Annotated in this window: 22 protein-coding genes and 1 pseudogene; 13 read left to right on the top strand and 10 right to left on the bottom strand. The window is 73.6% G+C overall.

All coding sequences use genetic code 11. The features are described 5' to 3' along the window. The first annotated feature begins 121 nt into the window (after nucleotides 1–121). From OG624_RS04075 to OG624_RS04065, 3 genes are all read left to right on the top strand, one after another. Entirely contained in the window at nucleotides 122–1216 is a 1095-nt protein-coding gene (locus tag OG624_RS04075; RefSeq protein WP_371587197.1) for an AI-2E family transporter, read from the top strand. 47 nt (nucleotides 1217–1263) lie between these two features. Next, nucleotides 1264–3309: a prolyl oligopeptidase family serine peptidase gene (locus OG624_RS04070; RefSeq protein WP_033224862.1), complete on the top strand. Its 2046-nt coding sequence runs from the start codon at nucleotides 1264–1266 to the stop codon at nucleotides 3307–3309. A 134-nt stretch (nucleotides 3310–3443) separates the two neighbouring features. Continuing rightward, complete coding sequence (locus OG624_RS04065; protein ID WP_371587196.1) at nucleotides 3444–4211, top strand: class I SAM-dependent methyltransferase; 768 nt, start codon at nucleotides 3444–3446, stop codon at nucleotides 4209–4211. 33 nt (nucleotides 4212–4244) lie between these two features. Here OG624_RS04065 and OG624_RS04060 read toward each other — a convergent pair whose 3' ends face one another. After that, nucleotides 4245–4769 carry a DUF4188 domain-containing protein gene (locus OG624_RS04060; protein WP_033224864.1) on the bottom strand — a complete coding sequence of 175 codons (525 nt, stop codon included), beginning with the start codon at nucleotides 4767–4769 and terminating at the stop codon, nucleotides 4245–4247. A 90-nt stretch (nucleotides 4770–4859) separates the two neighbouring features. On the opposite strand from OG624_RS04060, the gene OG624_RS04055 reads away from it, so the two are divergent. Further along, complete coding sequence (locus OG624_RS04055; protein ID WP_161292957.1) at nucleotides 4860–5537, top strand: MerR family transcriptional regulator; 678 nt, start codon at nucleotides 4860–4862, stop codon at nucleotides 5535–5537. Nucleotides 5538–5559: 22 nt separating this feature from the next. On the opposite strand, the pseudogene OG624_RS04050 reads toward OG624_RS04055, so the two are convergent. The 4 genes and pseudogenes from OG624_RS04050 to OG624_RS04035 form a co-directional block, all read right to left on the bottom strand. Continuing rightward, nucleotides 5560–5676: pseudogene (locus OG624_RS04050) on the bottom strand (excalibur calcium-binding domain-containing protein); the annotation flags it as partial. 236 nt (nucleotides 5677–5912) lie between these two features. Continuing rightward, nucleotides 5913–6938, bottom strand: coding sequence for an NAD-dependent epimerase/dehydratase family protein (locus tag OG624_RS04045; protein ID WP_371639086.1), 1026 nt, complete (start codon nucleotides 6936–6938; stop codon nucleotides 5913–5915). 134 nt (nucleotides 6939–7072) lie between these two features. Then, a complete protein-coding gene (locus OG624_RS04040; RefSeq protein ID WP_371639085.1) occupies nucleotides 7073–7660 on the bottom strand; it encodes a GNAT family N-acetyltransferase in 588 nt (195 codons plus the stop codon). Next, entirely contained in the window at nucleotides 7657–8199 is a 543-nt protein-coding gene (locus tag OG624_RS04035; protein WP_371639083.1) for a GNAT family N-acetyltransferase, read from the bottom strand. Before OG624_RS04035 ends, OG624_RS04040 begins: the two co-directional genes overlap by 4 nt. Before the next feature lie 218 nt (nucleotides 8200–8417). Between OG624_RS04035 and OG624_RS04030 the strand changes: the two genes are divergently transcribed. The 4 genes from OG624_RS04030 to OG624_RS04015 all read left to right on the top strand — a co-directional run bounded on the left by OG624_RS04030 (nucleotide 8418) and on the right by OG624_RS04015 (nucleotide 12478). After that, nucleotides 8418–9830, top strand: a complete 1413-nt coding sequence (locus OG624_RS04030) for a L,D-transpeptidase (protein WP_352164693.1) — start codon at nucleotides 8418–8420, stop codon at nucleotides 9828–9830. A gap of 135 nt (nucleotides 9831–9965) precedes the next feature. Beyond that, a complete protein-coding gene (locus OG624_RS04025) occupies nucleotides 9966–10664 on the top strand; it encodes an HAD family hydrolase (RefSeq protein WP_371639082.1) in 699 nt (232 codons plus the stop codon). Nucleotides 10665–10708: 44 nt separating this feature from the next. Then, on the top strand, nucleotides 10709–11545 hold the full coding sequence (locus OG624_RS04020; protein WP_051763722.1) for a class I SAM-dependent methyltransferase: 837 nt from the start codon (nucleotides 10709–10711) through the stop codon (nucleotides 11543–11545). Nucleotides 11546–11671: 126 nt separating this feature from the next. Then, nucleotides 11672–12478 carry a 3-hydroxybutyrate dehydrogenase gene (locus OG624_RS04015; RefSeq protein ID WP_266355291.1) on the top strand — a complete coding sequence of 269 codons (807 nt, stop codon included), beginning with the start codon at nucleotides 11672–11674 and terminating at the stop codon, nucleotides 12476–12478. 15 nt (nucleotides 12479–12493) lie between these two features. Here OG624_RS04015 and OG624_RS04010 read toward each other — a convergent pair whose 3' ends face one another. Both OG624_RS04010 and OG624_RS04005 read right to left on the bottom strand, forming a co-directional pair. After that, complete coding sequence (locus tag OG624_RS04010; protein WP_033224869.1) at nucleotides 12494–12751, bottom strand: hypothetical protein; 258 nt, start codon at nucleotides 12749–12751, stop codon at nucleotides 12494–12496. Beyond that, nucleotides 12738–13022, bottom strand: coding sequence for a DUF6400 family protein (locus tag OG624_RS04005; RefSeq protein WP_033224870.1), 285 nt, complete (start codon nucleotides 13020–13022; stop codon nucleotides 12738–12740). Before OG624_RS04005 ends, OG624_RS04010 begins: the two co-directional genes overlap by 14 nt. 282 nt (nucleotides 13023–13304) lie before the next feature. Between OG624_RS04005 and OG624_RS04000 the strand changes: the two genes are divergently transcribed. Next, nucleotides 13305–14669 (top strand): serine hydrolase domain-containing protein, encoded by a 1365-nt coding sequence (locus OG624_RS04000; RefSeq protein WP_371639080.1) that lies wholly within the window; start codon nucleotides 13305–13307, stop codon nucleotides 14667–14669. 101 nt (nucleotides 14670–14770) lie between these two features. Further along, a complete protein-coding gene (locus tag OG624_RS03995; protein WP_033224871.1) occupies nucleotides 14771–15799 on the top strand; it encodes an NAD-dependent epimerase/dehydratase family protein in 1029 nt (342 codons plus the stop codon). A 56-nt stretch (nucleotides 15800–15855) separates the two neighbouring features. Here the strand turns inward: OG624_RS03995 and OG624_RS03990 are convergent, their stop codons facing one another. The 3 genes from OG624_RS03990 to OG624_RS03980 all read right to left on the bottom strand — a co-directional run bounded on the left by OG624_RS03990 (nucleotide 15856) and on the right by OG624_RS03980 (nucleotide 19096). Then, the gene (locus OG624_RS03990) at nucleotides 15856–16815 is read right to left on the bottom strand and encodes an SDR family oxidoreductase (protein ID WP_371639079.1); all 960 of its coding nucleotides are present in this window, start codon (nucleotides 16813–16815) and stop codon (nucleotides 15856–15858) included. A gap of 306 nt (nucleotides 16816–17121) precedes the next feature. Continuing rightward, the gene (locus OG624_RS03985) at nucleotides 17122–18234 is read right to left on the bottom strand and encodes a sensor histidine kinase (protein ID WP_371639078.1); all 1113 of its coding nucleotides are present in this window, start codon (nucleotides 18232–18234) and stop codon (nucleotides 17122–17124) included. Then, the gene (locus OG624_RS03980; RefSeq protein WP_326747242.1) at nucleotides 18227–19096 is read right to left on the bottom strand and encodes a response regulator transcription factor; all 870 of its coding nucleotides are present in this window, start codon (nucleotides 19094–19096) and stop codon (nucleotides 18227–18229) included. The genes OG624_RS03985 and OG624_RS03980 overlap by 8 nt, the downstream gene beginning before the upstream one ends. Nucleotides 19097–19219: 123 nt before the next feature. On the opposite strand from OG624_RS03980, the gene OG624_RS03975 reads away from it, so the two are divergent. Genes OG624_RS03975 through OG624_RS03965 form a run of 3 tightly spaced genes read left to right on the top strand, consistent with a single transcriptional unit; the run spans nucleotide 19220 to nucleotide 21206 of the window. Further along, the gene (locus tag OG624_RS03975) at nucleotides 19220–19936 is read left to right on the top strand and encodes a glycosyltransferase family 2 protein (RefSeq protein WP_033224873.1); all 717 of its coding nucleotides are present in this window, start codon (nucleotides 19220–19222) and stop codon (nucleotides 19934–19936) included. Then, complete coding sequence (locus OG624_RS03970) at nucleotides 19933–20553, top strand: TIGR04282 family arsenosugar biosynthesis glycosyltransferase (RefSeq protein WP_033224874.1); 621 nt, start codon at nucleotides 19933–19935, stop codon at nucleotides 20551–20553. Before OG624_RS03975 ends, OG624_RS03970 begins: the two co-directional genes overlap by 4 nt. After that, nucleotides 20550–21206 (top strand): class I SAM-dependent methyltransferase, encoded by a 657-nt coding sequence (locus tag OG624_RS03965; RefSeq protein ID WP_033224875.1) that lies wholly within the window; start codon nucleotides 20550–20552, stop codon nucleotides 21204–21206. The genes OG624_RS03970 and OG624_RS03965 overlap by 4 nt, the downstream gene beginning before the upstream one ends. The last annotated feature ends 47 nt before the right edge of the window (nucleotides 21207–21253 follow it).

The raw sequence follows: 21253 nt of genomic DNA, 5'->3' as shown, positions 1-21253 counted from the left end.
GTCCGTGGACGCCGCGGCCGCGGCAACGGATTTTCCGTGCATCCGCCCCCTATCGATCACGGACGGGCGAATCCGGCGCCCGTCGCGTGGCATCGCGGGCCCGCCGTGGCACCCATGGGTCATGCCGCCGGTGTCAGCGTTCCTGCGTACGGCAGCGTCGTACGCCTGGCGCCTGCTGGTGGTCGGCGCCGCCGTCTACGCGCTCTTCGCCGTGCTCGGCCGCTTCCACGAGATCGCCGTGGCGCTCTTCCTCGGTCTCGTCGTCGCCGCCCTGCTGTGGTGGCCCACCCGGCGCCTCGCCCGCGTCCTGCCCCGCTCGGTCGCCGTCGCGGTCACCCTCCTCGGCAGCGCGCTGGTCCTGCTGGGCGTGCTGACCCTGGTCGGCACGGCGGTGGCGGGGGAGAGCACCACCTTGGCCCGGGAGTTCCGCGACGGAATCTCCAGCATCGAGGAGTACCTGGAGAAGCCGCCCTTCCGGCTGAACCCGAACGCGCTCTCCGACCTTCAGTCCCGCCTCGGCGCCTACCTGTCGAGCCACCGCTCCACCCTGCTCAGCCAGGCACTCAGCGGAGCCGGGGCCCTGGTGCACGTCCTGACCGTCCTCGCCCTCGGGGCCTTCTGCTCCTTCTTCTTCCTGCACGGCGGCGACCGGCAGTGGTCCTGGTTCTGCGCCCAGCTGCCCCGGTCGGTGCGCGCCCGCGTGGGCATCGCCGGCGCCGCGGCCTGGCGTACCTTCACCGGTTACACCCGCGGGATCGTCCTCGTCGCGGCGACGAACGCCCTGCTGGTGGGGGTGGCCCTGTACTTCCTCGGGGTCCCGCTGGCCGTGCCGCTGGCCGTGCTGGAGTTCTTCGCGGCCTTCATCCCGCTCATCGGATCGCCGGTCGCGCTGGCGGTGGCCGCGGTGGTCGCGCTCGCCGCGAAGGGGCCCTTCGTCGCGGGCCTGGTCGTCGCGCTGATCGTGGTCATCGGCCAGATCGAGGGCCATCTGCTGCATCCGCTGGTGATGAGCCGGGCGGTCCGGCTGCACCCGTTGGTGGTGGCGATCTCGGTGGTCGCGGGAGCCATCGCCGCCGGGGTGGTCGGTGCGGTGGTCGCTGTCCCGCTGGTCTCGGTGACCTGGTCGGTGCACACGGCACTGCGCGACGCCCGCCTCGGCTCCGTCGGCTCCGCCGGGTCCGTCGGCTCCGTAGGCCCGACGACCGACGACGACTGAGCGGGCGGACGGCGGACACCGTCGGTCGCTTCCTGCACAATCGCCTGATGAGCGATGAAGACCCCTACCTGTGGCTGGAAGACGTATCCGGCGACGCCGCCCTCGCCTGGGTGCGGGAGCGCAATGCCGAGACCGTGGACGAGCTGACCGGTTCCGCCGGCTTCAAGGTCCTCGAGCAGGAGATGCGCGAGGTGCTGGACGACGACGGCCGAATCCCCTACACCGTCCGTAGAGGCGGTCACCTCTACAACTTCTGGCAGGACGCCGCCCACGTACGCGGCCTGTGGCGGCGGACGACGTTGGAGGAGTACCGGACCGACCACCCGGCCTGGGAGGTGCTCCTGGACCTCGACGCGCTCGCCGAGGCCGAGGGCGAGAAGTGGGCCTGGGCGGGCAGCCGGGTCCTGGCCCCCGACCACCGCCACGCCCTCGTCCTGCTGTCCCGGGACGGCGCGGACGCCTGCGTGGTGCGCGAGTTCGACCTGGAGAGCCTGGAGTTCGTCGAGGACGGGTTCGTCGTCGCCGAGGCCAAGACCCGGATCGGGTGGATCGACCACGACCGGGTCTGGATCGGCACGGACTTCGGCGCAGGTTCGATGTCCGCGTCCGGCTACCCGCTCCAGGTCCGCCGCTGGCGGCGCGGTACGCCCCTCACGGACGCCGAGCTGGTCTACGAGGGCCGGCCGACGGACCTGTCCGCCTCCGGGTGGCACGACGACACCCCCGGCTTCGCGCGGGACTTCGTCCACCGGCAGATCGACTTCTGGAACCAGGAGCTCTTCCTGCTGCCGGGGGACGCCGCAGGCCCGCCCCTGAAGATCGAGGTCCCGGACGACGCGGGCGCCTCCGTCCACCGCCGATGGCTGACCGTCACCACCAAGTCCCCGTGGCTCGGCCACCCCGCGGGCAGTCTGCTGGCCTTCGACCTCGACGCCTTCCTCGCGGGGGAGCGTGAGGCCGAGGTGCTGTTCACACCGGACGAGCGCACCGCGCTCGCCGGGTACAGCTGGACCCGCGACCACCTCATCCTCAGCACCCGCGCGGACGTCTCCTCCCGGATGGAGCTCCTCACCCCGGGCGAGGGCACCGGTGTCGGTACCGGCGGCTGGCGTCGCGCACCGCTGCCCGGCCTGCCGCCGCTGTCCACCGCCTCGGTCACCGACACCGACCCGGACGTCGGCGACGAGTACTTCCACCAGGTCTCCGGCTTCCTCCAGCCCGCCACCCTGTACCGGGGCACGGCCGGTGACGACGGCGGGAGCGAGACCCTCAAGCAGAGCCCGGCCCTCTTCGACACCGCCGGTCTCGCGGTACGCCAGTACTTCGCGACCTCCGCGGACGGGACGAGGGTGCCGTACTTCGTCGTCGGACCCGAGGACCGCCCGGGCCCCGGCCCCACCCTGCTCTACGGGTACGGCGGCTTCGAGATCTCCATGGTTCCGCACTACAGCGCGGTCACCGGACGGGCCTGGCTCGCGCGCGGCGGTACGTACGTCGTCGCGGGCATCCGGGGCGGGCACGAGTACGGGCCCGCCTGGCACAAGGCGGCCCTCGGCGCGCACCGGGTCCGGGCCTACGAGGACTTCGCCGCGGTCGCCCGGGACCTCACCGCCCGGGACATCACCACCCCCGCCCAGCTGGGCATCGAGGGCGGCAGCAACGGTGGGCTGCTGATGGGCGCCATGCTCACCCGCGACCCCGAACTCTTCGGAGCGGTCGTCGCGCACGTGCCGCTGCTCGACATGCTCCGCTTCCACAAGCTGCTCGCCGGAGCCAGCTGGATCGCCGAGTACGGGGACCCCGACAACCCGGCCGACCGGGCGCACCTGGAGGGGATCTCCCCCTACCACCGGATCCGGGAGGACGGGCCCGCGTACCCGCCGCTGCTCCTGCTGACCTCGACCCGCGACGACCGGGTGCACCCCGGCCACGCCCGCAAGATGGCCGCACGGCTGCGCGAGTACGGGCATCCCGTCCTCTTCCACGAGCACCTCGGGGGCGGCCACGCGGGCGCCACCGACCACCGGCAGACGGCCTTCAACGAGGCCCTCGTCCACACCTTCCTGTGGGAGCGGCTGACCCCGCGGAACTGATCGGCACGACGGCGTACCGGGCGCCTCAGGTGAACGGGAGGCATCCGTACGGGGGATTTGCGGGGCCCAGGTGCTGCCCGGGGCCGGGTTGTGCTCCACCATCGGCGGATGCGACCCCGGCCAGGGAGGACCCCATGAGTACCCCGTACGCGTCCGCCGCCCCGTACTACGCCCGCTACCGGCCCCCGTACCCGGCGGAGCTCTACGCGCTCCTCGCGGACCGCTTCGCGCTCGACGGCTCCCAGACCGTCCTGGACCTCGGCGCCGGACCGGGCACGGTCGGTCTGCCGCTGGCTCCGCTGGTCGAGCAGGTCTACGCCGTCGACCCGGAGCCGGCCATGCTCGCCGAAGGGTGCGCGCTCGCCGAGGAACAGGGCCGCGGGAACATCTCCTGGCTGCGGGGCGACGCCGCCGGCATCGGCCGGCTGTGCCTGCCCCGGATCGACCTGTGCGTCATCGGCGACGCGTTCCACCGGATGGACCGGGAACGGGTCGTGGCCGACCTGGACGCCGTGCTCGCACCCCGGGGCGGGATCGCCGTCGTCACCTCCCTGGCGGCGGCCTGGCCGGCCGTCGTCGACGAGGTGCGCGCCCGCTTCCTCGGACCCGGGACCGGGACGGGGGAGGGGACGGACCACGTGCGGGACGCGGAGGACCAGCTCGCGAAGTCCGAGTTCTCCCGCGTCGAGACCACCAGGTGGGAGCGGTCCGCACGCGGCACCGTGGACCAGGTGATCGGCCTGCAGTTCGCCCGCGCCTCCTCCCACCCGACCCTGCTCGGCGACCGCAAGGACGCCTTCGCGTCCGAGCTGCGGCGCGCCCTGCTGGACCACGACCCGGGCGGTACCTACACCCGTACCGTCACCGTCGCGGTCACCGTCGCGACCCGGCCGCGGCGGTGACCACGGCCTCACGGAGGTGACCACGGCCACGCCTCACCCGGTTCGCCGATCCGCTCCGGCGGCGGGTGCGCGGTGCGCGAACCGGTCGGCCGCGCGTCGGCCGCGGCTCTCCAGGGGCAGCACCCCGGTGGCCGCGGCCAGCCCGAACGGGGGCATGTCGAAGTAGATCGACTCGTACGAGCCCTCGGGCACGATGTAGGACTCGTGCCAGAGCCCCACGTGGCGGCGCAACCGTCCCGCGCGGTCCTTGCGGTTGATGATCGACCAGGCCTTGTGGTGGAGCATGTCCGGGGCCGCGGCGTACGCGTAGAGCTTCTCCTTGGACTCCCAGTACTGGACCACGTAGTACGTGCGGGGCGAGGCGGTGAGCAGGACATGGCCGAGCAGGCCCCGGGTGGGGTGCGCGGCGAGCTCGCGGAGCATGCGTGGCATGGCCAGGAACACCGGAACCCAATGGTGCACGGCCCAGAAGTGGTTGATGCGCATGCCGATGAGCAGGACGACGACGTCCCCCTCGGCGGCTGCAGTGGTACGGCCCGGTAAGGGTTTCGCGAACATGCCGGCCTCCCGATCGCCTTGTTGGATAGCACTGCTGTCCAACCGTCACGTGATGGGATAGTGGCACTCACCAACGGAAGGTTCAAGAGAGTGCGGCTCGCGGAACTGAGTGAGCGGAGCGGCGTGGCCATCGCCACCATCAAGTACTACCTGCGCGAAGGGTTGTTGCCGCCGGGCCGTCGCGTCAGCGCGACGACCGCGGACTACGACGAGGGCCATCTGCGCAGGCTGCGACTGGTCCGCGCGATGATCCAGGTCGGCCAGGTGCCGGTGGCGAGGGTCCGACAGGTGCTCGCGCACGTCGACGACGAGTCCCTGGGCCGGACGATGCGCCTGGGCGCGGCCCTGTGGGCCCTGCCCCACGGGTCCGAACAGGCCGACGGCACGGGCACGGGCGGCGAGGACGGTGACGGCGAGGACGAGGCGACGACCGCCGCGCGCGCCGAGGTCGACCAGCTGCTACGGACGCTGGGCTGGTCCACGGCAAGGGAGTTGGGGGAACTCTCCCCGGTGCACCGCTCGCTCGTGGCGGCGGTGGCCACGCTGACGCGGTTCGGCTACCCGTGGGACGCGACGCTGATGGCCCCGTACGCGCGGCTGATGCACCAAGTGGCCGTGCGGGATCTGGACTTCGTGGAGACCTTCCCCTCGGAGGCGGAGAAGGCCGAGACCGCCGTGGCGGCGACCATCCTGTTCCAACCGGTGCTGAAGGCACTGCACCGACTGGCCCAGGAGGAGGAGTCGGCCCGGCGGTACGGCCTGGAGTGACCCGCCGCCGGCGCCGTCGCACCTACGCGCAGGCGACGCCGTCGCCGTCGCGGTCGAGGTGGCGGCCGTAGCCGGGGTCTCCGCGGCGGACCGGTGCCGCGTGGGCCGCCTTGGCCGCCGCGCAGTTCTTGTAGTGGATGCGCCAGTGCGGCGCCGAGCGGAGGCAGCAGGAGCGTGGCGACGACGACCGGGACGGCCGGTGCCGCCGGTCAGTGCGGGCGCGCGGGCTCGACGGGCGTGAAGGGCGGCGGCTGCGGAGGGTTCGGGTACACGGATCTCCTGCCATGGACATGGAAGAGGAGCGGGCGCCCAGTTAGCCAAGCCATCCGAATCCAGCCATGGGGAATGCGGAAATTCGGCTACCCCGATCGCGGGTCAGGGGGCCGGGGTGCCCTCCGGGGATGGTGCGTCGGCGAGTGCGCTGAGGAGTTCCCGCTCGCGGGTCGTGCTCAGACCGGCCCGGCGGGGGCGGTCCAGCCCCTCGGTGCGTTCCCACCGCAGAAGGTCCGCCAGCATGTCGGCGCGTGGGCGGTCGCGCAGTCCGGCCGCGTGGGCCGCGGCTCCGCTGCGGGCGCAGAAGCCGGCCCACTTCGGATCCGGCATCCACATGGCCATCGACTCCGGGCCCATGAACGCCCCGACGCCCTGGTCGAGGAGCCACTGCGGGTCCGCCACCGCCACCGGTCCGGTGTACCCGGCCGCGGCCGCCGCCAGAGCGACCCAGTCGTCGAAGGGGACGACGGGGCCGACGGCGTCGAAGGTCCCGGTGGTGCCCTGCTGGGCCAGGTCCAGGAGCCAGGCCGCCAGGTCGCGCACGTCGATCGCCTGCGTCGGCACGCCGGCCGGCCGGGGGAGGAGCACGGGCTGGTCCACCTCGCGCGCGAAGCGCGCCGGCCAGTATCCCGACCGTCCGCTCGCGTCGCCCGGGCCGCCGATCAGACCCGCCCGGGCGATGACGAGCCGGTCTCCCACCGCGGCGCGCGAAGCCTCCTCGCAGGCGACCTTGGCCTCCCCGTACTCCTCCCGCCCCACGTACGCGCCTTCGGCCGCCGGCAGCAGCGCCGCCGACTCGTCGGCGCCCACCGTGCCGTGGTCGGCGTAGGCGCTGATGGAGGAGACGTAGGTCCAGTGCCGGGCCCGCCCCGCGAGGGCCGCGAGCGCGCCGCGGACGAAGGCCGGCTGCCAGGACACCTCGATCACGGCGTCCCAGTCGTGGTCGCGTTCGAGGAGTTCCGCGTAGGCGGACTCCTCGTTCCGGTCCGCCGCCACCAGTCGCGCACCGGGCGCGACGGCTCCGCTCTCACCGCGCGCGAGGCAGGTCACCGTGTGCCCCCGCTCCAGCGCCTGCCGCGTGATCTCACGCCCCAGCCATGCGGTCCCGCCCAGTACAAGAAGATCCATCAGGCCACCTCAACACATCGCGACCACCGCCGCGATGCCGGTTCGCGCTCGGCGAAGAGGAGCCCCGGTGCGTACGGGTACGGGTACGGGTACGGGTGCGGATCCGGCCGTGTGCCGCCCGACCGTCCACCGCGTCATGCGGGCTTCGCCCACTCCTCCCGCAGCATCCCGAAGAGCACGCTGTCGTGGCGCTCGCCTTCCAACAGGACGGCCGACCGGCGCCGGCCTTCCTCTCGGAAGCCCAGCTTGCCGAAGGCGCGTACCGCGCGCTCGTTGCCGCTCCAGGTGTCCAGCTCCAGGCGGCTCAGGCCGTAGGCGCCGAACAGATGGTCCACGAGCAGCCGTAGCGCCTCGCTGCCGTGGCCGCGACCCCACAACTCCCGCTCTCCGATGGTGACTCCGAGCGTGGCCACTCCCGCGTACGGGTCCAGGTCCCGATAGTCGACCATGCCCACCACGCTGCCGTCCGCCAGGTCCTCGACCGTGAACACGGCCGACTCCCGCGGGCTCAGGCGCAGCATGGTGTCGAAGCCGAGCCCGACCGCCTCCGCCGTGACCGGGCCGAAGCAGGGATCGCCGGCCGCGGCCCAGCGGACCACCTCCGGATCGTTGCGCCACCGAAGGTGATGCTCCGCGTCCTCGGAGCGCAGTGCGCGCAGTCGTACCAGTCGTCCTTCGAACATCGCGTAACCCTCGTCGAATCGTTCCGTGGAATTGATCATGGTGTCGGTCCGGGGCGCCGTCCGATGTCCCGCCGCATGCAGACGCGGGGCCAGCGGTCCAGGCCGTGCGCCGCCTCGCGCTCGCGGATCTCCCGGAGGCCCGCGGTGAGCTCCGCGTCGTCCAGCCGCCGGAACCCGCAGCGCGCGTAGTACGGGGCGTTCCACTGGACCTCGGTGAAGGTGGTGAGGGTCAGGGCGGGCACGCCCGCGCGCCCGGCGAACTCCGCCAGGTGCTCCAGCAGCCCCCGACCGAGCCCGCGGCGGGCATGGTCGGGGTGCACGGACACCTGCTCGACGTGCAGATTCCCCTCGACGTGCTCGGCGATCAGATAGGCGGCCGGGGTGTCGGCCCCGTCGACCGCCACCCAGGCCAGTCCGGCCCGTTGGTAGGGGGCGAGCTCGTCGAGCGTCAACGGTTCGTCGTCGGCGATCTCCGGCATGCCGATGTCCCGGAAGCAGCGACCGGCGGCCCTCTCGATGTCCTGGAGCACGGTCAGCTCGTCCGGCCGTGCGAGGCGGACGGTGATAGCGATGGCCATGGCCGCATTCTCGCGGGCGGCCGGCGCGAGGGCATCCGATTATCGGACCCGCGGTCGATCCCCGCTCGCCGAGGGCGGGTTCTGTGCTCCGTACGAGTTCTCTTGGGTGCCCGTTCGGCCGCAGCGCCGAGGGAGTGATCATCATTTTGGTGTCACATCGCTTTGATACGGCTATGCCACGAATGCGACGGAGACAACCGACCAAGGCGTGGGGCGCCGTGGCTGCGGTGACGGGGGCCATGCTGGTCGTCGCCGCAGCGCCGGGCCGAGCGCCCGACGCGGACACCGCGGAGGGGACCCTGGCGGGCCCGCCGCGCGAGGCCGCGGTCACCCTGCTGGTCGGGAGGGTGCTGGACGAGGGCCGCGCGTCCGGCGACGGGCCGTGCGCGGTGCGCATGTTCCGGCCCGGCCTGTGCAGCGGCTGGCAGGAACAGCGGGTACGGGCCACCGCGCGCGGTGTGGGATCCGTCGTGAAGGAGCCCGCCCTCGGCGACGCGGCCCGGACCGCCCGGACCGACGTACTCCCCACGGACTCCGGAGGGCCGCTCCAGATCGCCCTCGCCGAACCGGGCCGCCTCACGGACGTCACGGTCCGGGACGGGCACGGCCGCCATCTCGCCGGTGAGCTCGCCCCGCACAGCGAGCGCTGGCTCAACAGCGAGCCGCTGCGGGCCGGGGAGACCTACACCGTGCGGGTCGGCGCCCTGGACCCGGACGGGACCGCGGTCGGCGTGACCATGGCGTTCCGGACCGCTCCCCCCACGGACGGGGGCCGGTTGACGGTCGAGTTCGGGCCCGGCCCCGGCACGTACGGAGCGGGGGAGATCGTGACGGCGAGCCTGAGTCGCCCGGTGCCCGCCGACGACCTCCCGGCCCGCGCCCGGCTGGAGCGGGGCCTGCAGGTGACCTCGGAGCCCCATGTCGAGGGCGCGTGGCACTGGGTCGACGAATCGACCCTGCACTTCCGGCCGCGTACGTACTGGCCCGCCCACACCGTCGTCCGTGTGCGCAGCGGTCTCGACGGGGTCGAGGTCGGGGACCAGGACTACGGCGGTCCCTCCGACGCCGTGCAGTTCACCATCGCGGACCGGATCGAGGCCGTCACCGACTCCGCCACCCACCGGATGACCGTACGCCGCAACGGACGGGTCATCAGGACCATCCCGGTCACCACCGGCAAGGAAGGTTTCCGGACCCGCAGCGGCATCAAGGTCGTGCTGCGCAAGGAACCCAAGGTCCGCATGCGCGGTGACACCGTCGGCATCAAGCGCGGCACCAGCGAGTTCTACGACCTGCCCGTCTCCTACGCGACCCGGGTGACCTGGAGCGGCGAGTACATCCACGCCGCCCCCTGGTCGGTCGAGGCGCAGGGCGAGGAGAACGTCAGCCACGGCTGCACGGGCATGAGCACCGAGGACGCCGCCTGGTTCTTCGAGACCGTCCGCGAAGGGGACATCGTGGAGGTGGTCAACAGCGGCGGAGAGAAGATGGCCCCCTTCGACAACGGCTTCGGGGACTGGAACGTCGACTGGCGCACCTGGCTGGCCGGCAGCGCCCTGGCCACCGTCGACGGGAGCCCGCAGGACGCACCGGCCACCCCCGTCCCGTCGCGGCTGCACCCGACCACCTGACCACCCGACCGCCTGACCACCCGACCGCCTGACCCCCGCCCCGGGCGTCCCGGGTGCCGCGGCGCCGCGGCCGCCCTGCCGGCCGCGGCGCCCGCACCCGGTCGGCGGCGGCGCGCACCGGACTACGATCACCACATGATCAAAGGAGTGATGTTCGACTTCTCCGGCACGCTGCTGCGCGTCGAGTCGACGCGGGAGTGGCTCGCCGCCGCCCTCGCCGAGACCGGCATCCCGTCCGGCGAGGAGGAGTTCGGCGAGACGGAACGGCGGCTGACCGAGTACGGCGCCCTGCCCGGCGGGCTGTCGCCCCAGCACATGCCGGGCCACCTCGAAACCCCGTGGGACCGGCGCGACATCAGCGCGGAGCTGCACCGGGAGGCCTACTGCGGCCTGATCCACGCCGCCGGGGTCACGGATCCGGAGCTGGTGCGGGCTCTCTACGACCGCCACATGACCCCGGCCGCCTGGCGCCCCTACCCGGACACCGGATCCACCCTGCGCGCACTGCGCCGCCGCGGGCTTCCGGTGGCCGTGGTCAGCAACATCGGATGGGACCTGCGGCCGATCTTCCGCGCACACGGGCTCGACGAACTGGTCGACGCCTACGTGCTCTCCTTCGAGCTGGGCGTCCAGAAGCCCGATCCGGTGATCTTCAAGGCCGCCTGCGACCGGCTGGGCCTGGCCCCCGCCGATGTGCTGATGGTCGGCGACAGCCGCGAGGCGGACGGCGGCGCGCGGGCGCTCGGCTGCCCGGTCCACTTCGTCGACCACCTCCCCGTCGACCGGCGCCCCGACGCACTGACCGCGCTCCTGGACCTGCTCGGGCCCGCCTGAAAACGGCTCCCCGGGGACGGTAGGGGTGTGCCATCCTCGGGTCCATGCCCGATATCAGGCCAGGTACGGACGACGGACTCGCGCCCAATCGCGCCTTGTGGGACCGGTGGGCCCGTATCCACGGCTCGACGCCCACCGACCGGTTCTACGACGTCGAGTCGTTCGTCGCCGGCCGCCAGACCCTGCGCGCGCTCGAACGCGACCTCGCGGGGGAGGTGGCCGGCCGGGAGCTGCTCCACCTCCAGTGCCACTTCGGCATGGACACGCTCAACTGGGCCCGGCTGGGAGCCCGGGTCACCGGCGTCGACTTCTCACCGATCGCGATCGAACGGGCCCGGCTGCTGGCCGCCCGGACGGGCCTGCCCGCCACCTTCGTCGAGGCCGACACCCAGCGCCTGCCCGCGACCCTGGCCGGCCGCTTCGACCTGGTCGTCGCCACCTACGGGATCCTGTGCTGGATCGGCGACCTCGACGCCTGGATGGGCGGCGCGGCGTCGGCGCTGCGGCCCGGCGGCAGCCTGGTCCTCGTCGACCTGCATCCGGCGTTCCAGGCGGTCGCCGCCCTCGATCCGCTCGTCGTCGACTGGCCCTACGGCGGGGGCGAGCCGCACCACGAGACGCTCACCGCGACCTACGCGGAGCCCGGCCTGAGCCTGCCGCCCCAGGAATCCGTGCAGTACCCGTACTCGATCGGCGAGATCGTCACCGCCGCCGCGGGCGCGGGCCTCACGATCAAGCACCTCGGCGAACACGTCGCCGCCGAGTTCGACCCCCGCGGCATCCTGTCCGCGGGCGAGGACGGCCGGTACCGGCTGCCCTTCGGGGACTCCCACCTCCCGATCCTGTACTCACTGCGCGCGGTGGCCCCGGACCGGGCCTGAGCGGGCCGGCACGGGCACAGGTCCGACTCCGCGGCACGCCCTGGCCGCGGCCGACACACCCCGCGGCCCGACTGTGGCGGCCGCGCACATGGGAGCGGCCCACGGGTGTCCCGGATGATTCCGGGCATGACAAGCGGATACCTTCCCGTGCCCCCTCCCGTGCCGCACGCGACAGCCGCCACCGCGGGCACCGACCTGGCGGGCCGCACCGCCCTGGTGACGGGCGCAGGCAGCGGCATCGGGCGGGCCGTCGCCTCGGCGCTCGCCGCGGCCGGGGCCCACGTCCACGTGGTGGACATCGACGCCGCCACGGCGAAGGCCGTCGCCGAGACGATCGGCGGGCGGGCGCACGTGGTGGACCTGGCCCGGGCCGAGACCGTCGAGGAACTGCCGGCCGACATCGACATCCTGGTCAACAACGCCGGGCTGCAGCACGTCGCCCCGCTGACCGAGTTCCCGCCGGACCGCTTCGCCCTCATGCAGCGCGTGATGGTGCACGCCCCGTTCCTGCTGATCCGCCGGACCATGCCGCACATGCGGGCACGCGGCTGGGGCCGCATCGTCAACATCTCCAGCGCGCACGGGCTGCGCGCCAGCGCCTTCAAGGCCGGATACGTGACCGCGAAGCACGCCCTGGACGGGCTGAGCAAGGTCACGGCTGTCGAAGGAGCCCCGCACGGCATCACCAGCAACTGCGTGAACCCCGCCTACGTCCGCACACCACTGGTCGAGCGACAGATCGAGGCCCAGGCCGCCGCCCACGGCATCGACACCGGTCAGGTGGTGTCCGACGTGCTGCTGAGCCGCCCCGCGATCAAGCGACTGATCGAACCGGCGGAGGTCGCCGCGGCCGTCCTGTGGCTCTGCGGCCCGCACACCGGCTACATCACGGGCGCCTCGATCCCCCTGGACGGAGGCTGGACCGCCACCTGACCCCGGCCGGGGCCGTCAGAAACCGGGCCCGGCGCCCGTGGCGCGGTCCCACCGGGAGCGGGTGGCTCCGAAGCCGCTCTCGTGCACCCAGACGTGCGTGCACCCCGGGCACTGGAGGTGCAGCATGCTGCCGGTGTTGGTGAGCAGGTAGCGCCAGTGGGTGGAGCAGGTACGCCGCTGCTCGCAGGGTTCGCAGCCGCGCGCGTCCGCACACTTCGGGCAGGCCACCCAGGCACGGCGCCCGGGGTCGGCCTGCGGGTCAAGCGGCAGCACGGCCGTCTCCGCGCGAGGGCAGCACACCGGCCGCGACCAGCTCGTCGTAGAGGCGCTGCTGCTCGGCGTCGAGCCCGGAATAGAGCAGGTCGTACGCGGCCTCCTCACCGAGGAGCACCTCCAGCGGATCCCAGTCCGGGCCGAGGGCCGCCATCACCTGAGCGCGCCGGAGCACCTCCTGCGAGGTGAGGTCGACGGCGAAATCGACCAGCTCGGACGCGTCGGAAGCACCGGAGGCGTCGGAGGAAGGGGTGGGTTCGTGGGGGGCCATGCCATCGAAGTTAGGTAGCCCTTCCTTCCCCGGTCAAGGGAGGGTGGGCGGAGTCACAATCCCCTGATCAGGGCAGGTACGGCCCAGGGGGAGCCGCGTCGGACGAGGCGGTGCGGCCGGGTGCGGGACGTGACAAATGTAATGGCCTGTCAAGGTGCTTCTCAGTCCGGAGGTTGATGCCCGCTTCGTCCTGGCGGAGGAGGCCGTGGCGCGGGCCCGGAGCGAAGAATTGCAGGGACCTGGATCACCGGGCCCCTACCGGGCCACCGACGAGGAGCCGCCGTGCCCCACCCTCGCCCCGCCGACCGACCCGCACCGCGCCTGCGACGACGGGCCGTCTCCGCCACCGCAGTCGCCTTGGCCCTGCTGGCGGGCCTGGCGCCGGCCGCGAGCGCCGCGGTCCAGGAAGGGCAGGGCGCCTACGGGCAGGGCGCCGCTCGGCACCTGGACCCGACCCGGCTGCAGGCGGGGCTGAACGCGATCCGGGAGGCGGGCCTGTACGGCGTCTACTCCGGGGTCCGCGACGGCCGCGAGCGCTTCGACGGCGCCGCCGGGCTCGCCGACATCGCCACCGGGCGCAAGGTCCGCCCCGACCTGCGGCACCGCGTCGGCAGCGTCACCAAGACCTTCACCGCCGTCGCCGTCCTCCAGCAGTCCGCGAAGGGCCGGGTGGACCTGGACCGGCCGGTCGGCGACTACGTGCCCGAGCTGCTGCCCGGCGAGCGCGGTCGCAAGGTGACCGTACGCATGCTCCTCAACCACACCAGCGGTATCCAGGACTACCTCGGCGACGCCTTCCCCTCCCTTCCGAAGGGGACCACGGAGAGCCTGGACCAGCACAGGTACCGCACGATCGAGCCCGCCGAGCTGATCGGCCACGGCGTGGCCCGACCGCAGCTGTTCGAACCCGGCACCGACTGGTCCTACTCCAACACCAACTACATCCTGCTCGGCGAGGTACTCCGCAAGGTGACCGGCCAGGACCCGGAGCAGGTGATCACGCGGGACGTCATCCGGCGCGTGGGGCTCCGCGACACCTACTTCCCCGGTACCGACCCGCGCATCCGCGGCGCCCACGCCCGCATGTACGAGAGCTTCTACGGGCTCATCGACCCCCCGCGCGACTACAGCGACTACAACATGACCTGGGCCGGCACCGCCGGGGCCCTCGTCTCCACCCCGCAGGACCTCAACACCTTCTACCGCGCCCTGCTGGGCGGCGATCTCCTGCCGCGCCGCCAGCTGGACCAGATGCGCACCACCTTCGAGGTCAAGAACAAGACCACGGGCGCGGTGGTCATGCGCTACGGCCTGGGTATCTACTCCCTGGACACGCCGTGCGGCCCGGCCTGGGGCCACGACGGCGGAGTCTGGGGCGCCGGCACCTGGGCCCTGTCCGGTCCGGACGGCAGGCGTCAGTTCGCCGTCGGGTACAACCTGATGAAGTACCAGCGGGTCAACGCGGACGGCACCGACTTCGACCCGCATCCGGCCGACGCAGCCCTGCGCGACTACCGCGACCAGGCCCTCTGCGGCACCACCCCGCCGCGCACCCCGGACCCGACCGCGAAGAACAGCCCCGCCGAGGCCCCGCCGGCCCAGACCACGCCGGCGCTCCCCGGACCGCTCGCCGGTCCCCTCCGCTGACCGGGCGCCGGTGCGCCACCGCCCTGCCGCCGTTCTTACGGATCCGTGACGTGCGGCCCGGTACGAGCGGCGCGGGGCGGTGCGCGGCATAGCGTCGGGGCATGCGCGTACTTGTGACTGGAGGCGCGGGCTTCATCGGCTCGCACATCGTCGCCGAACTCATCGCCCGCGGCCACGATCCGGTGGTCTTCGACCTGGCGGAGGACGGACGGGACGTACGGGACCCGGATGCCGTGGCGGAGGCGTTGACGGGCGTGGACGCGGTCTGTCACCAGGCCGCCAAGGTGGGGCTCGGGAAGGACTTCGGGGACGCCCCCGGCTACGTGTCGGCCAACGACCTGGGCACCGCGGTGCTGCTGGCCGAGATGGCACGGGCCCGGGTGCCGCGGCTGCTGCTCGCCGGGTCGATGGTCGTCTACGGCGAGGGGCGCTACGAGTGCCCCACCCACGGCACGGTCCGGCCCGGGCCGCGCGCCGAGAGCGACCTGCGCGCGGGGCGGTTCGAGCCGCGCTGCCCGGCCTGCGGTGCCGACCTGGCGCCGGGACTGGTCACGGAGGACGCCCCGACCGACCCCCGGAACGTCTACGCCACGACCAAGCTCGCCCAGGAACACCTCGCGTCCTCCTGGGCCCGGGCCACCGGCGGACGGGTCATCTCACTGCGCTACCACAACGTCTACGGACCGGGGATGCCCCGCGACACCCCGTACGCGGGCGTGGCCGCGCTCTTCCGGTCCTCGCTCGCGCGGGGCGAGGCACCGCGCGTCTTCGAGGACGGCGGACAACGCCGGGACTTCGTCCACGTGCGGGACGTGGCCTCGGCCGGCGCGGTGGCCCTGGAGGCCCTGGCCGAGGCCACCGCGCCCACCGGGCCCGCGGGTTTCACCGCGTACAACGTCGGCAGCGGCGACCCGCGGACCGTCGGCGACATGGCCGGGGCCCTGGCCGCCGCGTGCGGTGGCCCGGCGCCGGTCGTCACCGGCGAGTACCGCCTCGGCGACGTCCGGCACATCACCGCCGACTCGGCGCGCCTGCGCCACGCGCTGGGCTGGCGCCCGGTCGTCCCGTTCGCGGCGGGCATGGCCGAACTGGCCACGGGCCAGGCCGTTTCCTCGGCGACGGGACCGTGACACAGGGCTGACGCTCGGCCGCTCGTCCCGGCCGGCCGGGCCGGCCGGGATCGGCGTCAGCGGAACGTGTCGATGTGCTCGCGCACCCACTCGTCGTACGTGCGCAGGGGACGGCCGATGACCTCCTGCACGGACGGTCGTTGGTCGAGCGTCCACTGCAGGAGCTCGGCGTAGCGGGCGCCGTAGACCTCGAGGGCGAACAGCGTCACGTCGATCGCGCCTTCGGGCCAGCCGAGGCCCCGCCAGAGCGCCCGGCAGTCGTCCGGCGCCAGATCGACCGTGTCGATGTCACGGCCGAGGGCGGCGCCGATGCTCCGTATCCGGTCGCGGGTGCTCAGCGGAGGGCCCACCGCCTCCATGATCGTCCCGGTGTGGTCGTCACAGGTCAGGGCCACGGCGGCCACGGCCGCGAGGTCCTCCTCGTGGATGAAGGGGTAGTGCCCCTCACCGAGGTGGGCCTCCCGGATCACCCCGTCGGCCCGGAGCGTGGCGGGCCAGTCGGACCCCGTGGCCGGGTAGGTGCCCTCGATGACGGCACCCATCACGGCCGACGGCCGGATGTGCGTCCAGGCCATGCCCGACCGCTCCACCGCCTTCTCGATCGCCAGCCAGAACCAGGTCTCCGGGGGGTTCGCCACCTCGTGCTCCGGGCCGTGGGACGACAGCACGACGATCTTTTCGGTACCGGCCTTCCGGGCGAGAGCGAGGGCGTCCGGGACCGTCGACGGATGGGCACCGGCGAGGAACACGGCCTCGACACCGTCGAAGGCCCGGGCACATTCCAGCGGTCGGGTGACGGACCCTTCCACGACGTCGACCGTGTCGGGCCAGTCGTCGCACCGGCCCGGCTCCGCCAACACCCGCACCTGTCGGCCCATGGCGAGCAACTGTCGCGCCAGGCACCGGCCGACGATCCCCGTCGGACTGTTGCCCTCGTCCTTGCGCGGACCGACGACGGTCAGCAGGACAGGGCGTTCGGCGGGCGGCACGATTTCATCGCGCTCGACATTGTCCACGGCAAGAACCTTCCACGTGTGAGCGGAGATCTTGCACCTGGCCCGGACACACCGGACGGCTACGGCCGTACCCGGTGCCGACGGAGAACCACGGCTGCGGATCGAGGCCGACCAGCTTAACCCGGCGCGGGCTCACAGCGGAGGGGAATGGGCGAACGCGTGTCCGTCGGCGACGCCGAAGACGCTCGCGCAGCGCGGGCATTGCGCCCGGCCCGCGCGCTCCGCGACGTCAGACGCACCAGACGCGGCAGTGCGGCGAAACCGGTGGGGAACACCAGGTCGTACCCAGCGGCCAGGACCGGCCACCTATCCGGTGGCGGCCGGCAGGGTCAGCTCGAAGCGGCAACCGCCGGAGACGTTGTGGACGTTCGCGTGGCCCGCGTGGGCCTCGACGATGCCGCGGACGATCGCCAGGCCCAGGCCCGCGCCCGAGGGAGGGGTACGGGCCGGGGTGCCGCGCCAGCCCGTGTCGAAGACGCGCGGGAGGTCCTCCTCGGGGATGCCTCCGCAGGCGTCGGTGACCGAGACCACCACCGAGTCCGCGCGGCGCTCGGCGGCGATCGCGACCGTACCGTCGGCCGGGGTGTGGCGGATGGCGTTGACCAGGAGGTTGGACAGCACCCGGGTCATCTCCTTGCCGTCGACCTCCACCGGCAGCGAGGCGACCCCCTCGCCGACCAACCGAACGCCGTGCTCGCGGGCGAGCGCGTCCGTGCCGGCCAAGGCGTCGCCCACCAGGTCGTGGAGGGACATCCGGGTCAAGGTGAGGGACAGCGCGCCCGCGTGGATGCGGGAGAGCTCGAAGAGGTCGCCCACCATGGCGTTGAGGCGGTCCACCTCGGTGCGGATCTGCCGGTGGTAGCGGGCGGGATCGGCCGCCATGCCGTCCTCCAGCGCCTCCGACATGGCGCGGAGCCCGGCCAGCGGGGTGCGCAGATCGTGCGAGATCCAGGCCACGAGCTCGCGCCGCGAGGCCTCCAGGGCCCGCTCGCGCTCACGGGAAGCGGCCAGCCGTTCGCTGGTGAGGGCCAATTCCCGACTCAGCGCCGTGAATTCGGCGGGGGCGGGCGCGGTCGGCGCCTCGAACGTGCCCTCCTCCCCGAAGACCCGGGCCGCGCCCACGAGTTCCCGGCACCGCCGCACCACCTGACGGCCCAGCAGCAGCGCGGTGGCCATCGAGACGGCCGCCGCCGTCGCGACGACCAAGGTCACGACGGTCAGGTCGTGGGAGGACAGGAACATCGCCCAGGCCACGGTCAGGGTTCCGGCGAGCATCGCGGACACGGCGACCGCGGCGACGATCGCGAGGGAGACGGCGACGCTGCGCCGGCGCAGTATCCGCAGCGCCACGGCCCCGAGCAGGCCGGCCGCGCCCGCGCCGAGGAGCGCGTACAGGGCGATCAGCAGGAGGTCACGCATGGCCGTCCTCCGTCCGGAAGGCGGGGTCGGACCCGGTGTCCGGGGCCGCCTCGAAGCGGTAACCGGCACCCCAGACGGTCCGGATCAGCTGCGGGCTTCCCGGATCGTCCTCGATCTTGCCCCGGAGCCGCCGGACGTGCACGGTGACCGTCGACAGGTCGCCGAAGTCCCAGCCCCAGACCTCGCGCATCAGCCGCTCCCGATCGCAGACCTGGCCGGGATGGCGCAGGAAGTAGGCCAGGAGATCGAACTCCCGCAGGGTCAGCGCGAGCTCCCGGCCCTCCTTGTGGACCCGGCGGGCCGCCGGGTCCAGCACCAGGCCCGCCACCGAGACCCGCGGACCGCCCTGCGGGCCACCCTCCGAGGCCTCGGCCGGGGCGCCGGCCTGCGCCCGACGCAGTACGGAGCGCACCCGCAGCACGAGTTCCCGCGGGCTGAACGGCTTGGTCACGTAGTCGTCCGCGCCCACCTCCAGGCCCAGGATCCGGTCGTCCTCGTCGCCGCGCGCGGTGAGCATGATGACGGGGACGGGCCGGCGACCGTGCTCCCCGGCACGCAGCCGGCGGCAGACCTCCAGACCGTCCATCCCCGGGAGCATCAGGTCGAGGACCATCAGGTCGGGCCGGTGCTCCTCGGCGGCGCGCAGTCCGGCCGGGCCGTCCGCCGCCAGACGGACCGCGAATCCGGCCCGCTCCAGGTACCCCGCCACGACCTCCGAGACGGTCGGGTCGTCGTCGACGACCAGAACGCTGCCCTGGACGCCGACCGCGGCACCGGCCTGGGCCGTCCCCGCGACGCCGGCCCGGGTGGTCCCCCCGGCGCCGTGTCCCTCGTTCGTACTCTCCGCATCGCTCACTGCCATGCCCCCAGGCTGCCACCCGTCCGGGCCCGGGTGGGGCACGCACCCCCTCCCACGGGACGGCGTCCGCGTTTCGTAAGGTCTGCGGGCCCCTTTTCCCCGGTGCCCGTTCCTACGGTGTGGAGGGTGACTTCATCAGCTTGCGCTCCGCCCCGCGCGGACCTCGTACTGCCGTGCCTCGACGAGGCGCAGGCGCTGCCCTGGGTGCTGGCGCGGGTGCCGGCCGGATGGCGCGCCATCGTCGTCGACAACGGTTCGACCGACGGCTCGGCGGACATCGCCCGGAGCCTGGGCGCCACCGTCGTGCACGAGAGCCGGCGCGGATTCGGCGCCGCCTGCCACGCCGGACTTCTCGCGGCCCGCGCCGACCTGGTCTGCTTCTGCGACTGCGACGCCTCCATGGACCCCGGGCTGCTCGCCCCCATGGCGGTGCGCGTCGCCGCCGGCGAGGCCGACCTGCTGCTCGGCCGCCGCAGGCCCCAGGGGCGCGGCGCCTGGCCCGTGCACGCCCGCGCCGGGAACCTCGCGCTGGCGCGGATGCTGCGCCGCCGTACCGGACTGCGGCTGCACGACCTCGGACCGATGCGGGTCGCGCGCCGCGAGGCGCTGCTCGGCCTCGAACTGACCGACCGGCGCAGCGGCTACCCGCTCCAGATGGTCGTCCGGGCCGCCGACGCCGGCTGGCGCGTCGCCGAGACCGACATCCCCTACCTGCCGAGATCCGGGAAGTCCAAGGTCACCGGCACCTGGCGGGGCACCTGGCAGGCGGTACGGGACATGCGCGAGGTGCTCGCCGAGCCACCGGGCGGCCGGTCCGCGCCCACCGCGGGGGTCTCCGCATGAGCACCCTCCTCGTCATCGCCAAGGCGCCCGTCGCCGGCCGGGTCAAGACCCGACTCACCCCGCACTTCACCCCCGAGCAGGCCGCCGAGCTGGCACGGGCCGCGCTCCAGGACACCCTGACCGCCGTACTGGCCACCCCCGCCCGGCGGCGCGTCCTCGTACTCGACGGCGCGCCCGGGCCCTGGCTGCCCCACGGCATCGAGGTCGTCCCGCAGTGCGCGGGCGGGCTCGACGCCCGGCTGGCCGCGGCCTTCGACCGGGCCGACGGACCGGCCCTGCTCATCGGCATGGACACCCCGCAGGTCACCCCGGACCTGCTCGCGCGAGCACTCGACTTCGGCGAGACGGACGCCTGGTTCGGCCCTGCCGACGACGGCGGCTTCTGGGCGCTCGGCCTCGCCGAACCCGACCCGGCCCTGCTCCTCGGCGTACCCATGTCCCTGCCGACCACGGGCGAGGTGCAGCGCGCCCGGCTGACCGCCTCCGGGCGGACGGTACGGGACCTGCCCGAGCTGTGCGACGTGGACACCCCGGCCGACGCGGCGCGGGTCGCCGCCGCCGTACCCGACAGCCGCTTCGCCGCCCTGCACGCGGGCCTGCGCACGGTGACACGATGACCGCCCAGCTCGCCGAACCGGCCCTCGCCTGGCGGGCCGACCCCTACGCCGACGCCCTGCGCGCCGGCCAGGGCCCCCTCTACCTGAGGCGCTCGGACGGCTGGCTGCTCCCGCTGGACGTCGAACGGTGGTGCGCCGAACCGGACGAGGCCGACGAGGAGGTCCTCGCCCGTTGTACGGGGCCCGTCCTGGACATCGGCTGCGGCCCCGGGCGCCTCGTCGCCACCCTGGCCGCGCGCGGGCACCGGGCGTTGGGAGTGGACGTCACGCCCGAGGCGGTGGCCCGTACGACACGGGCCGGCGGCAGCGCGCTGTGCCGGTCGGTCTTCGATCCGCTGCCCGGCGAAGGCCGCTGGGGCACGGTCCTGCTCATCGACGGCAACATCGGCATCGGCGGCGACCCGGCCGCGCTGCTCCATCGCGCGGCCCGACTCGCCTCCCCGGAAGGCTCCTTGCTGGTCGAGGTGACCACCGTCGACGTGGACGAACGGGTGGAGGTGCACGTCGACGACGGCCGCGGCGGTCGAGGGGCGCCCTTCCGGTGGGCCCGGCTCGGCGCCCGCGCCCTGTGCGGTGAGGCCGCGGACGCCGGCTGGACCCGGTCCGAGACCTGGCAGGCCGGAGGCCGCGCCTTCGTGGGCCTGCGGCGCTGACCGGACAGGAAGCAGCCGAAGGAAGGGGGAGTGGACGCCGCACCGGC

Source organism: Streptomyces virginiae (assembly GCF_041432505.1).
Lineage (GTDB): Bacteria > Actinomycetota > Actinomycetes > Streptomycetales > Streptomycetaceae > Streptomyces > Streptomyces virginiae_A.
This window is presented reverse-complemented; position numbering and strand designations above follow the sequence as displayed.